Here is a 14,153-nt window from a genome sequence, read left to right as displayed (position 1 = left end):
AGAACCTGCCATTATCAAACTAAATTACAATGGCTCACTTATTTTTTCTTTCTCCGGAACAAATCACTATATTTAATAACACAATATAATTATTCTGACTATCTCATGAAAAAACTGATCCTCGGTACTTTACTATGCCTCAGCATCTCTGTTTTTGCACAATCCGGCAATTCAATGGCAAGCATTTTACAAAAAATAAAGAGTCAGTCAAAAATTGATACTCAGGATAAGACAGTGTATGATCTGATGGATGAGTTTTATCAAAAAAATCTTCAGGCAGATAATGATGAAATAACTCCCGAGTTTACCCACAAATTTCAAAAAGCAGTTTCTGATCCGGATACCAAAAATATGCATCTGCTTTATCTTTTTCTGATGTATCAGCAGCACATCAGCCAGGCAGTGGCAGAAGGAAAAAACCCCAATCCTGTGTTTCAGATAGAAACGATGCATCTTCTGGAAAGTGAAACAAAAGAAGTATATGGAAAACTCCCGGCAATTATTTACATTTTTAAGGCAGAGGCCTTAGATAGCGGCTCAAAAAAAGAAGAAGCACAAACTACAATTGTAAACGGCTTAAAAGAATACCCGGATTCTGTTCCTTTAAAGGTTTACAGTTATTTAAATACCAAAGATGAAGCTTTGAGGAAAGATCTTACCCAAAATCATCCAAATCATTGGATGGTACAGCAATTTGGAATAAAATAAAAAAAATCCACAGATAAGTCTGTGGATTTTTTCGTTGTATAGGTCTATTGTTATTTCACTTCAACAAAGTTATTTTCCATATTCACATCTGCAATTCTCTGGCTGAAATCAATTCCCAGAACAGATAACTGAGATTTTGTGTAGGGAATGGTAAGCGTATATTCTTTCTGAGTCCAAGGCCAGTAAGGCATTGTTTTAAACTCTCCGTAGATGTCTTTTTCTTTCCATGTATGAGTCATATTCATTGGAATCTGATAAGTGATTACTTTCTTATCCGTAGTCATCACTCCAAAATCAATTGGCATCGGAACCTGGCCATTGTTGACTAAGGTAATGGTAGTAGACTTGGCATCGTATTTCACATCCTTAATTCCGTAATCGATCGTCTTGGTTGTGTTGATCCAATAGTTATGGAACCACTTCAGATCCATTCCTGATACTTTCTGTGCAATGTGAAGGAAATCTCTGTCTGAAGGATGCTTCATACTCCACTGATCATAATATTGCTTTAAGGTTTCTGCTAGTTTCTGCTCTCCCATAATGTATCCGAGCTGTACCAGGTATAACTCACCTTTTACATATGATGCAAACGTGTAAGACGTCCCGTTATCGTGGTGATCACCTAACCAAACAGCCGGTTCTTCGATTCCTTTTTTAACAAATTTTCTGTATGCATCGAGCCTTTCCATAAAAGGATTTGGCAGATCTTCAGGAAATAATTGATACATAGTATAGCCTTCTGCATAACTTGTAAAACCTTCATCCATCCATGGGCGTACAGATTCATTCGTAGCCAGCATCTGCTGATACCATGAATGAGATCCTTCGTGAGCCATTAAGCCCATTAAATCTTTAACGTTTTTAGCTTCTCCTAAAATCATGGTACACATTCCGTACTCCATTCCGCCATCTCCTCCCTGGATAAATGCGTAAGTTGGATACACATATTTTCCAAAGTGAGCATTCATGATCTGGAAATATTTCGTGATATAAGGCTGTGATTCTCCCCATGCCTTCGTTTTATCATTTTTCTGATAAACCAGATATACTTTCGGACCTTCCGGAACATTGAAGCTTTCTACAGAATAATCTCTGTCTGCACTCCATGCGAAATCAAGAATATTTTTTGCCGTCCATTTCCAGATTGCCTTTTTATCTTTTTCTGTTTTTATTTTTGCATTGGCATCATAGCCTTTTACTTCTGTTGGGTTCTCCAGAATTCCTCCTGCTCCCACTACATAATCCTTGTTGATTTTAATGGTAACATCAAAATCAGAGAACGGCGCATGGAATTCTCTTCCCAGATAATCGAAAGTTGCCCAGCCGTCATAATCGTATTCAGCAATTTTAGGATACCATTGCGTCATGGTCATATCAATACCTTCTCTGTTGTTTCTTCCGCTTCTTCTGATCTGCTGAGGGATTACAGAATCCCAATCCATTGTAAATGTAGTGGTAGAATTTGGCTTGATAGGTTCTGCCAGATATACTTTCATAATGGTTTCCTGAACTTCAAATTTCAGGTCTTTTCCATTTTGTTTAATCCAGTGGATATTCTGAGCTCCTTCCTGATCTTTAGGAATAGAAGCCAGTCTTGAAATACCGTCTTTCTGCAGTCTCCCATCACCATTTTTGCCTTGGGAAGCTACTCTCTGATCCATCATAGAATTAGGTTTGAAAGCATTCCAGTATAAGTGGAAATAAACCACATTCAGCTCGTCCGGAGAATTGTTGGTGTATTCTAAAGTTTGTTTTCCCTGATAGGTAAATTTTTCAGCATTGACATCAATATCCATCTTGTACTTCGCAGCCTGCTGATAATAAGCTCCTTGCTGAGCCTGAAATTGTGAAATGATAAACGCAAAAATGATTGCAGCCGATTTTCTCATTTAAAATTTTATTTTTTCTAAAGGTAGTTAATTTAAATAAGAACCTCAAATAGGAGTTATTCTGAGGTTTTATTCTGTTTGTTATGGTTTTAGATGGATTTTAATTCGGGTTGTTAAATTCTTTTTTGAAAATATGAATGGTTAGTTTGATCTGCTTTTCAACAGTTTTTTAATTAAAGTAATCTGCCCCAGATGATAGTAGCTGTGCTCAATCATTCCGTCGATATTCCTTCGGTAAGTTCCATATTTTTCATCTACGAAAACCTCATCAAGTTTAGAATCCGGCATTTGTTCTAGTAATGCAGCAAACTTTTCAGAATCCGTCCAGAGTTTATTCAACAAATCTTCCCATTGTTGTTGAGATTCTATGGGAGGAAGATCAAAACTGAATTTATCTTTGATCTCAAGATCTCCTCCTTCAAAGACATTGACAATTCCTGCAATATAATAATCAATGTGAAAAGTGAGCATCGCAATGGTATTGAAAGCATCTACTTTTGTTACCGCCTGTTCCCAGCTCACCTCTGAAAGCTGATCTTTAAAATTCGTATTAGCGATCCAGAAACCATCCAGCAGAACCTCTCTGAATCTTTTCGCAAGTTGTGAAACTGAGCTCATGGATATTTTATTTATGTTTCTTAAAGATAGGTTTTTATTTAAACACAAATTACACCAATGAAAACCATTATTTTAAACATAATAAAACAGTGCAATTTGTGCAAATAAATTTGTGATATTCGTGTTTAACTAATTACAAAAAAACCTCAAATGCAAAATACATCTGAGGTTGATATTATAATATTGAATTACAATTATTTTTTAGCAGAAGTTTCTTTCTTACCACTTCTTAAAATCTTTTCAAGGATTCTTAATGTAATCAGATACGTTGGTTTTACTCCTGTAAGACCTAACCCTCCTGAAGATAATGTACTTCCCGTTTCCAATGGATTGTCAGATGCATAATAAGCATACATTACAAACAGATCCGGTGAAATATGGTGTCTGATCTTGGATGCCACCTGAATCGCTTTCTGGTAGTGTGCTCCTTCCATTTCAAGACCAATTGCTTTCCATGAAGTATTCATAAAGTACAATAAAATATCTTTATTCTGAAGAGAAGTTCCTAAAACAGTAATCATCGGCCCTTCAAAAGCTTTTAATTCATCATCTTTAAAGTCTTCAAGTTTTAACGCATTTTCAAAAGGATAATTATCTGCAGTTCCTTCAAAGATATGAGAAGTAGGAATCATGATATCACCTTTCTCTCCGGTAAGAATACCTGCTTTACCCATAATGGAAACAGATTTTACATGCATCATATATACTTCTCCTTTATGTTCAAAAGGTCTAAGTAATTCATCCATTACTTCAAAAGCCTGTTCTCCGAAAGCATAGTCAAAAACCATTACTACATCATCTCCTCCGAACTTGCAGTCTGCAAATGGTGTATTCTTCAGGTCTGTTTTGCTAAGGTCTATGATTTGAACATCAATATTACTTCCACTCTTGTCTGCAATATGGATCATTCCTTCCTCCAAAGCATATTTTAAAACTTTATCACGAAGTTCTTTCTTGTTTGAAATCTCTTCGTACAGTTTATAATCCACCTCATGATGCTGCTTCTTTTTAAGTGCATTATTGGCATACAGCATATTTTTCACAGAGTGCATATTGGCTGAAATAATATGTAACGGACGCATGTGAAGATTGTTTTCAAATAAAACTTCTTTCACTTTGTTTGCCCATTTTTCTCCAAAATAGTGGTGACCCACTCTTTCTTTTAATATAGAACTGAAATGAATTTCTCTCTCTCTGCTTCCTTTTGCATCATCAAGACTTACTTTTGCTAAGTTGTAAATGATTTTGAACAGACGATCAGGATTGTGATCATCACCAAAAGTATTATAAGCTCTTAAAGTCTCATCAAAAGATCTTCCTATTAAAGAAGAAAGATGAATAAGTGCTACTTCTTTTTCTTTTCTGCTGTATTTCTTTTCACCCTTTACTACTTCTTCAATAATTTTGAAGGCACGTGTCGGCTTCCAGTTTTCGTCCTGGATGAATGCCAGATTACGGATTTTGTCAGCTTCTATAAAAAGGAAAGTAAGGTGGGTAAGAATGTCATAAATTTCGGAACGGCCCAAAAGAACCTCAATATTCATCTGGTGTTCGTCTATTCTATAACAGTTTCTTCTTCTTTTCTTGGGAACAATAGGTTCGAAACTTCCTTTATCAAACCCTTCATCAGATGTAAGATGAATAAAAGCGCATTCTTCAATTCCTTCCGGAAGCCTGTCTAATACATACATCAAACCGTCAAGTTCTAATTTACTTGGAATATTCATGGTTCCGTAAATTTCCGGATTGATGGTCTTTAACAAACTTCTGATACTCTCTCCTGAAACTCCGCCCGGCTTGAAAAATCCTCTATAAAATAAGTGTCTCATAGAGATGTATAGTCTTTCAATAGCCTCTGTGGTTTCTCTTGCTCTAGAATTTGTCATAAAATAAATTTCACACAAATATACAAAATCTTTGCCCACTTTATTTTAACTGTCTTTTAATAAGTAGCTTAATCTCGTAGAATTATTGTAAATTGTACTCCATATAACACATTTATATTTCTACCTTAGAAAACGGGCTCAGAATCTCATGTTTTAAACAATAAATCAAAAAACACCCCGTTAAAAAAACGCCAAACACACGTTTAAATTATATAAATTTTCAAAACACCCCTAAATTTTTTAGGGTCAAAATGTTTTCAATTCATTTTTTTTGTAAATTTGCCCTGTAAAAAATCAACCCAATTATGTCAACCTTAAGATTCAAAGCATTAGAAACCCTTCCATTTAAGGATTTCAGAAAAGACAACTCTGTTGAGATCCCTGCGAAATTATCAGAGCTATTCTGCAAAAATGTTTTCTCAGAAGAAACCATGAGAGAATATTTAACAAAAGAAGCATTCGGTTCTATTATCGACGCTATTAAAAAAGGAACTAAAATCCAGAGACATATTGCAGATCAGGTAGCTGTAGCGATGAAAGACTGGGCAATGAGCAAAGGTGTAACCCACTATACGCACTGGTTTCAGCCTTTAACAGGTACTACTGCAGAAAAGCACGATTCTTTCTTTACCCCAATCGAAGGAGGAAGAGCAATTGAAAGATTCAGCGGAAATATGCTTATCCAACAGGAGCCAGACGCATCGTCTTTCCCTAACGGAGGTATCAGAAATACTTTTGAAGCAAGAGGTTATACAGCTTGGGATCCTACATCTCCGGCATTCATTATGGGAACTACATTATGTATTCCTTCTATCTTCATCTCTTATACAGGAGAGACATTAGATTACAAAGCACCTCTATTGAGAGCTTTGAATGCTGTAGATGAAGCTGCAACGAATGTAATGCAGTATTTTGACAAAAACGTTACGAAGGTAACTCCTACTTTGGGTTGGGAGCAGGAATACTTCCTTGTAGATTCAGCATTATATCAGTCTCGTCCGGATCTTGTACTAACAGGTAAGACATTATTAGGACATTCTCCTGCAAAAGGACAGCAGCTGGATGACCACTATTTCGGTTCTATTCCTACAAGGGTAATGAACTTCATGAAAGAGCTGGAAATCGAATGTATGAAATTAGGAATTCCAGCAACAACAAGACATAACGAGGTTGCACCTAACCAGTTCGAGCTTGCACCAATGTTTGAAGAAGTGAACGTTGCTGTAGACCACAACTCTTTGTTGATGGATATCATGGCGAGAGTAGCTCACAAGCACCACTTCCACATTCTTTTCCACGAAAAACCATTCGCAGGAGTAAACGGAAGTGGAAAACACAACAACTGGTCTTTAGCTACAGATACTGGTGAAAACCTTTTAAGCCCGGGAAGAAATCCAAAGAAAAACTTACAGTTCTTAACATTCTTTGTTAACACAATTAAAGCAGTTCACGAATATGCAGATCTTTTAAGAGCAAGTATCGCTTCTGCAAGCAATGACCACAGACTTGGTGCTAACGAAGCTCCTCCTGCAATTATCTCCGTATTTATCGGAAGTCAGTTGTTCAGTGTATTGGAAGAACTTGAAAAAGTAACCAACGGAAAACTATCTCCGGAAGAGAAAACAGAATTAAAATTAAATGTAGTTGGAAAGATTCCTGAAATTTTGTTAGATAATACTGACAGAAACAGAACTTCTCCTTTTGCATTTACAGGAAATAAATTTGAAATCAGAGCGGTAGGTTCTTCTGCAAACTGTGCAGAATCTATGACCGTAATGAACACTATTGCAGCAAAACAGCTTAATGATTTCAAGAAAGAAGTGGATGCTTTAATTGAAACAGGTCTTAAGAAAGACGAAGCCATCTTCAATGTATTGAGAGAATACATCAAACAGTGTAAAAACATTATGTTTGAAGGTGACGGGTACTCTGATGACTGGGCGAAAGAAGCTAAGAAAAGAGGATTAAACAACCTTAAAACAACTCCTGAAGCTTTAAAACAGGAAATGGATAAGAAATTCTTAGATCTATATGAAGAAATGGGAATTTTCAACCACAGAGAAGTTGAGGCAAGAAACGAAATCAAATTAGAGAAATATTCTACAGTAATTGATATCGAATCAAGAGTATTAGGTGACATCGCAAGAAACCACATCATTCCTTCTGCATTAAATTATCAGAACAGATTAATTGAAAATGTAAAAGGTCTTAAAGAAATCTTTGGTGATAAAGAGTTCAAATCTTTGGCAAAAGAACAAATGAGTTTAATTACAAGCATTTCTGAAAATGTTTCTAAAATTAAACTTGGTGTTGAAGAACTTCTAAAAGCCAGAGAAACCGCCAAAGGTATTTCAGACAGCCAAAAACAGGCAGAAAGCTATTGTAATAAAGTAAAACCATTATTCGACCCGATCAGAGAAGCATCTGACGCATTGGAAATGATGGTGGACGATGAGCTTTGGCCGATGACAAAATACAGAGAAATGTTGTTTACAAAATAACGTCCTGTAAAGTTCCATATTAGTTTAAATTCCTCGGTTTTCCGGGGAATTTTTTTTGTTTTATTAACAGCCCTGAAAATTAGAGTCTTATATCACAGAACCTGATATCTAGAAGAAAATCGATTGAGTTTGTTAAAGAATCTTAATAAAAAAAACCGCACACTTACCAAAAACAGGCTGTTGCGGTTTATTTTTCTTTAACATATGTAAATTATATGTTAAAATGTGTTAAAATAAGATCCTGACAATTATCATATCAGGGGTCTTTTGCTCGGAATCTCTACTTTTGTAATGCTTTTGAAAATAAATATTCCTTTTTAACACGGATAATCAAATATATATGAAGAAAAGAGTTTTGTTTTATTTAGTTGCTTTAGTTACTACAGTTTCTTTGCAATCGTGTGCTACAAATTATGTGGTTTCAAAACCAGCAACTTACACAAAAGAATACAAAACAGATGCCAAACTAGCTTCTATAGATAACAAAAAAATGGAGCAGGATAAGCAAAAACTTATCGATTCATTCCTTGCTGAAAAGGCAGCATCTATCGCTAGTGCTAAAAAAGCAGTTAAGAATTCTGAGATTGCAAAAGCAATCAAACATAATAAAACCATTGACGGTATCCTTGAAGAAGCTGAAACATACCTTGGAACTCCTTACAGATATGGAGGAACAACCAGAAACGGTATAGATTGTTCAGCTTTTGTTCTTTCTGTATTCGGAGCAGCAGCAGGTCTTAGCTTACCTAGAGTAGCAGCTTCTCAGGCTCAGGAAGGGGAAAGAATTGAAAAAGGAGAGCTACAGAAAGGAGACTTAATCTTCTTTTCTCACGGAAGAAGAATTTCTCACGTAGGTATTGTAGAAAGTGTTACTGAAGAGGGTGAGATTAAATTTATCCACGCAGCAACATCAAAAGGAGTAATGATTTCTTCACTGAATGATTCTTATTGGGGACCTAAATTCAGATTCGCAAAAAGAGTGATCAACGAAGAAGGAGAAGCTTACAATAACTTAGCAGCTACTACTCTTGCTACACCCGCAAATTTTTAATTTTATAAATAATTGATTTAAATAATGAAGCCATCAGAAATCTGATGGCTTTTTTATGTACTCATTTTTGGTAAGTTTTGGCTAAAACCAATGGGAAATAGCTGTTAAAGAGAAAAGCGGGCTAAAACCCGCTCCTATTGATTCAATACCTATATTTTTATAATTAATCATGGCAGCTTCCAAGAAATCAGCCGTTCTTATCAATTTCAATATCCAATTTATACAATAGTCCATAGATTTCAGAAAGGGAAAATTTAGCCTTTTTAAGCTTATTTAAAGCCGGATCTACCGAATAGTTAACCGATGTTCGGAAATCTGCCTTCTCAAGGTTTGTAGCGTCAAAAATAGCGCCTGACAGATCACAACCACTAAAGACAGCATTGGACAAATCACATTCACTAAAATCTACCTCAATTAATTTGGAATTTTTGAAACCTGTTTTCTTAATGGATGTCTGATAAAAAACTGAATTATTCAAAGCACTTCCATCAAACCTAAAAGATAATCCGAAGGGATTACATTCATTGAACTGAAGCCCAAACATTTTACATTCTTTGAAGGTCACGTTATGGAATGCTGTTTTTACCAATTTTGCCATGCTGAGGTTACATTCGATAAACTCACAATCTGTAAAGCTGAAACCGGATAGATTTCCGTATTCAAAATTACAGTTTCTAAACGTACAGTTTTCGTACTCACCTTTTTCTAAAGGAAGTTGTGTAAAATCTTTGCTCTCGAAATCTTCGTCTGAGAAATAGGATTGTTTCATAAAAGATGTGTTGATGAAGTTGATTTTGAAAACGAATGGTCAGCAGAACAATGATAAACTTCCATCATCCAGCTTCCAACCTCACTCCTTTACACCAAACTATTCTTATCCGAATAATTAAGCTTAAAGAAGATAAAGGTCATCATCGAGAAAGCCAATAAAGAACTTCCTCCGTAACTGAAATACGGAAGAGGAATCCCAACGGTAGGGAAAAGCCCCATAACCATCCCTAGATTGATCGAAAAGTGCATCAGCAGGATTGAGGCAAAACAATATCCAAATACCCGGTTAAAAGTAGACTTCTGCTGTTCTGCCAGATAGTAGATTCGTCCGATATAAACCATGTAACACAGGATAAGAACTGCACTTCCTACAAAGCCCCATTCTTCTCCTACGGTACAAAATATATAATCTGTTTCCTGTTCGGGAACGAATTTCCCTTGGGTAACTGATCCTTCACGGTATCCTTTTCCCCAGATTCCACCTGATCCGATGGCTGTTTTTGAATATAATAAGTTATACCCGGAAGTATCTCTGAACGCCTTTTCACCCTTATAAAGAACCTCAATTCTTTCTCTCTGGTGTTTTGGCAGTTTTTCTAAAATATAAGGAGACCCGAAAGCCAGTCCGCACAATATAAGAACAGAACCTGCAATTCCTGAAATAGAAATTACATCCCATGACATTCTATGATAATTCATGGCGATCAGAACACCGGCAATCACTAAAACTGCGATCGCAACATAAATGGGAGGAATAGCCAGGGAGATTAGAAAAACTCCAGCGAAAATAAATCCTATACCGAATAAAAGACCACTCAATCCTTCTCTATATAATGCGATGAAAAATGCAATGAACACTAGCATAGAACCTACATCCGGAATAGCCAGAACGACTGCTGCCGGAATTCCTATAATAGCTAGAGCAGTCCAGATAGATTTTTTATTTTTAATATTAAAATCCGGGCTTGAAACAAAATTGGCCAGCATCAAAGCAGTACCTATTTTTGCAAACTCAACGGGCTGCATGGTAAAACTTCCAAACTTATACCAGTTCTTTTGTCCCAGAATCTCTTTACCAAACGGGAAAAGGCCTATCAGCAGTAACACTCCTCCAATGTAAATAATACCAGCCATATTCTCAAAGAATTTACTTCTTCCTACGAATATAATGAGCCCTACAAATACAGAAATACAGAAAAAAACCAATTGTTTCTCTCCTAGTTTCTGGTCAACACTGTAAATATTTGCAATGGCAAAAATGCAAAGCAGGAAATACAGCCCAAGGCCCAGTTTATCTATTCCTTCTGTCCATTTCATTGCTTCACAGGTTTTTTAGCAGTGTTATTTTTTTTAGCTTCCTCTTCTATTTTCTTTTGCTGTTTAGCCTTTTGCTGTTTTACCAGCTCCAGACTATCCTTTATTCTTTTTTGTTTGATGGAATCAGGTTTGGGATCAACATATAATCCTTTTCGTTTCAAATCTGCAATCCATTGTCTTTTATATTCAGGCATGAAACTCGAGGTAATCATTTTTTTGTAAAGATTTTCTCTTTTCAAATCACCGGTAATATATTTTTCAGCAATCACTGTACAGGCTGGCCCTGCCCATGTAGCACCAAATCCTGCATGTTCCATTACAGCTACTACAACAATTTTGGGTTTATCAGCAGGAGCAATCAATACAAAAATGGAATTATCCTTCCCTTGTGGCACCTGTGCTGTCCCTGTTTTTGCTAATTGCGTAAAATCATTCGATTTCAGGCCTCTTGCTGTTCCTCTCAACACTACAGCCTCCATACCTTTAAGTACTGGTTCGAAATGTTTTGGATCTACTAAAGTCTGATGTTTAACTTTAAATCTCGGATCAGGATTGGGTTTTCCATCAATTCCTTTTACAATATGAGGAGTATAATACCATCCTTTATTAGCAATAGCAGCTACATAATTAGCCAGCTGAATAGGAGTTACCAAAACATCTCCCTGTCCCATTCCGTTATAAATAGCACCGGTGGACATTTCATCCCAGTTTTTAAAATCAGTTCTCTGAGAACCGCTTGCCTTCATGATCGCTTTAAATCTTTTTTCGTAAAAATCTCCTGAAGGTATTCTACCCCTTGCTCCAACTGCAAAGTCATTATTTAAAAATTCTCCAACTCCGAAGCTGCTCATGATTTTTTTCCATTCATCAACCCCTTTTGAAGGGTTTCCCGGATATTTTTTGATGATGGCAATAAAGGCGTAGGTGAAAAAACAGTTACTGGAAACCTGAATGGAAGGAATAAGCGGATCTGCTCCACCATGACCTTTAATTCTTTTTCCTTTATAGAAAAATCCACCACCACAAGGGAAAATAGTTTTCTCATCCATCACCCCCATCTGCATTGCCGCTAAAGCAGTCAATAATTTGAACGTTGAACCGGGAGGATATCCTGCCTGTAAAGCACGATCAAAAGTAGGTTTATTTTCATAAAGCGTATCTTTTGAAAGGGCATATAAGTTTTTGGATTTATAAGGTCCAGTGAAAAGGTTCGGGTCAATATCCGGTCCGGTTGCAGCCACTAAGACTTCTCCATTATTAGGATCTAAAGCTACAATTGCACCATGTTTGTTAACCAGCATTTCTTCGGCTGTTCTCTGAAGGTCATAATCAATGGTTAAGGTAATATCTTTACCTGTAATTACATCTTTATCCAGAGATCCGTTTTTATAAGAACCAATATTACGAAGTCTGATATCTTTTTGGATATATTTCACTCCTTTTACTCCGCGGAGTTCTTTTTCGTAGGATTTTTCAACACCAGTTTTTCCAATAAAGTCTCCAGGTAAATAGTAAATAGAATCTTTCTTGATATCTCTTTCGTTCACCTCACTGGTATACCCCAAAAGGTTTCCGGATGTGGAAACTTCGTACTGACGCTGAGGTCTTGATACAATATTAAATGCGGGATACTTAAAAATAATTTCCTGAACCCTTGCAATGTCTTCTCTGCTGAGGTCTTTAATGAAAGTCATCGGAGTAAGCTTAGAATAATACTTCTCCTTTTTGATCACATTGATTTTATTGATAAAATCCTGTTTTGTAATTTTCATTAAACTACAAAAAGCCAATGTATCAAAGTCAGGTTTCATCAAAGCCTGAGTAAAAGAAATTTCATAAGCAGGCTGGTTACCTACCATGATTTTACCATTTCTGTCAAAAATCACCCCACGCTGTGGGATAACATATTCAGTTTTAATGGATGTATTGGCAGCGTTCAACGCATAACGGTCTGTAAACAACTGCAAATAAGCAAGCCTCGCCACAAAAATAAAGGCGATGATAACGAGGATGGAAAAAATTTTTAAATAACGTGTGTTCAAACTTTTTGTTTGATTTTAAATATTAATGCGTAGATGACTATAAAGATAAATGAAATTACACTTGTCACCAACACATTAAATAATATTTCAAAAAACCTGCTAAACTTAAAGAACTCGATATACTGTACTAAAAGCTGATGCAGGAAAATACTTGAAAATAAAAACAGCAAAAACTGCGCCCATTGAAGGGACTGGAATGAGAAAAAGTCCGTAGACGTATCTGTGGAAGTCCTGAAGATCAACGTTCTGAAGTAAGCAATTAACGTTGTTGCAAATGCGTTAATCCCCCAGGAATAAAGGAAACCATCAATAGACAGTCCTATTAAAAAGCTCAATGCCAGGAACTGAAATTTATTTCTGAAAAATGGATAAAACATGACAAACACAGGATATAATACCGGAGTATATTTCCCGAAAAGCGTAATCCTGTTCAATACAAATATTTGTAATGCAACAAGAAAGATCATGATCAATACATCGGTAAATAAAGTCCTGCTAATCATTTTCTTTTTTTATTACAGCCTGCATAGTGTCCTGAATCTTTTGCACTTCTGCTTTCTTAAGATTCTTCACTACATACACTTTATTCAACGCTCCCATTTTTTCACTCAGCTCTACGGAAATATCCCAGAAGCCGGTTTTATTGTCTACAGAGTATCCTGCAATAGTACCGATGGTAACTCCCTTAGGGAAAATAGCAGATTTACCGTCTGTAACGACAGTATCACCTACTTTTAAGGCAACATATTTTGGAATATCTGCCAGGTGCATCACCCTTGAGTTATCTCCATTCCATGTTAAAGTACCAAAATACCCTGAGTTTTTAAGTGCTGCATTAATTCTGATCTTGTTAACACTTAACACGGATTGAACTAATGCATAACTATCTGTAGAATTGATTACAATTCCCGCAATACCTCTTGGTGCCATTACCCCCATTTGAGGAAAGACTCCATCTCTGCGGCCACGGTTGATTGTAAAATAGTTATTTCTCCTGTTGATACTGTTGAAAACAATTTCCCCATCAACAAAAGTATAGATCTGCCCTCCACCAATGGTATCATGAACTCTTTTGAAAACAGGATTCTTTTCTCCGTCTTTTCCATAGAGTTCAGTCATAAGGGCTTTATTCTGAACCACAAGATCTTCATTGATCTGTTTTAGCTTCAAATAAGAAACTCCTTCATCAATATATCCGGAAACCCAGGAATTAAACGCAGCCGTTTGGCCTGCAATCCAGGATTTCTGCATGGCATTTCTTGAGAATATCAAAACCAGAGCAATAATTTGCAGGAATATAAAGAAGACGAAAAGAGTATTCTTCGAAAATAATCTCAGCAAAAATCCCATTCAGATATAAAGTCGTAAAA

The 14,153-nt window shown here is 36.2% G+C and carries 11 protein-coding genes; 3 read left to right on the top strand and 8 right to left on the bottom strand.

The features are described from left to right. The first annotated feature begins 105 nt into the window (after positions 1-105). A complete protein-coding gene (locus BUE84_RS00300; RefSeq protein WP_145953190.1) occupies positions 106-708 on the top strand; it encodes a hypothetical protein in 603 nt (200 codons plus the stop codon). Between the two features lie 50 nt (positions 709-758). Here BUE84_RS00300 and BUE84_RS00295 read toward each other — a convergent pair whose 3' ends face one another. The 3 genes from BUE84_RS00295 to BUE84_RS00285 all read right to left on the bottom strand — a co-directional run bounded on the left by BUE84_RS00295 (position 759) and on the right by BUE84_RS00285 (position 5,101). After that, a complete protein-coding gene (locus tag BUE84_RS00295; protein WP_079240038.1) occupies positions 759-2,597 on the bottom strand; it encodes a M1 family metallopeptidase in 1,839 nt (612 codons plus the stop codon). Positions 2,598-2,738: 141 nt separating this feature from the next. Further along, on the bottom strand, positions 2,739-3,215 hold the full coding sequence (locus BUE84_RS00290; protein WP_079240037.1) for a DinB family protein: 477 nt from the start codon (positions 3,213-3,215) through the stop codon (positions 2,739-2,741). A 194-nt stretch (positions 3,216-3,409) separates the two neighbouring features. Beyond that, the gene (locus BUE84_RS00285) at positions 3,410-5,101 is read right to left on the bottom strand and encodes a DUF6909 family protein (protein WP_079240036.1); all 1,692 of its coding nucleotides are present in this window, start codon (positions 5,099-5,101) and stop codon (positions 3,410-3,412) included. Between the two features lie 305 nt (positions 5,102-5,406). Here BUE84_RS00285 and BUE84_RS00280 point away from each other — a divergent pair, with 305 nt between their 5' ends. Together BUE84_RS00280 and BUE84_RS00275 are read left to right on the top strand one after the other, a co-directional pair. After that, entirely contained in the window at positions 5,407-7,602 is a 2,196-nt protein-coding gene (locus BUE84_RS00280; protein WP_034691727.1) for a glutamine synthetase III, read from the top strand. Positions 7,603-7,942: 340 nt separating this feature from the next. Continuing rightward, positions 7,943-8,653 carry a C40 family peptidase gene (locus tag BUE84_RS00275; protein WP_079240035.1) on the top strand — a complete coding sequence of 237 codons (711 nt, stop codon included), beginning with the start codon at positions 7,943-7,945 and terminating at the stop codon, positions 8,651-8,653. Positions 8,654-8,840: 187 nt separating this feature from the next. Here BUE84_RS00275 and BUE84_RS00270 read toward each other — a convergent pair whose 3' ends face one another. The 5 genes from BUE84_RS00270 to mreC all read right to left on the bottom strand — a co-directional run bounded on the left by BUE84_RS00270 (position 8,841) and on the right by mreC (position 14,133). Then, positions 8,841-9,422 carry a pentapeptide repeat-containing protein gene (locus tag BUE84_RS00270; protein ID WP_079240034.1) on the bottom strand — a complete coding sequence of 194 codons (582 nt, stop codon included), beginning with the start codon at positions 9,420-9,422 and terminating at the stop codon, positions 8,841-8,843. Between the two features lie 89 nt (positions 9,423-9,511). Beyond that, on the bottom strand, positions 9,512-10,741 hold the full coding sequence (gene rodA, locus BUE84_RS00265) for a rod shape-determining protein RodA (protein WP_079240033.1): 1,230 nt from the start codon (positions 10,739-10,741) through the stop codon (positions 9,512-9,514). Next, entirely contained in the window at positions 10,738-12,783 is a 2,046-nt protein-coding gene (locus BUE84_RS00260) for a peptidoglycan D,D-transpeptidase FtsI family protein (RefSeq protein WP_079240032.1), read from the bottom strand. Before BUE84_RS00260 ends, rodA begins: the two co-directional genes overlap by 4 nt. Beyond that, on the bottom strand, positions 12,780-13,286 hold the full coding sequence (locus tag BUE84_RS00255; RefSeq protein WP_079240031.1) for a rod shape-determining protein MreD: 507 nt from the start codon (positions 13,284-13,286) through the stop codon (positions 12,780-12,782). Before BUE84_RS00255 ends, BUE84_RS00260 begins: the two co-directional genes overlap by 4 nt. Further along, complete coding sequence (gene mreC / locus BUE84_RS00250; protein WP_034691743.1) at positions 13,279-14,133, bottom strand: rod shape-determining protein MreC; 855 nt, start codon at positions 14,131-14,133, stop codon at positions 13,279-13,281. Before mreC ends, BUE84_RS00255 begins: the two co-directional genes overlap by 8 nt. Positions 14,134-14,153: the final 20 nt, after the last annotated feature.

Source organism: Chryseobacterium indologenes (assembly GCF_002025665.1).
GTDB lineage: Bacteria > Bacteroidota > Bacteroidia > Flavobacteriales > Weeksellaceae > Chryseobacterium > Chryseobacterium metallicongregator.
Note: the sequence above shows the minus strand (reverse complement) of the source record. Positions and strands in the feature narration are given on the sequence as shown.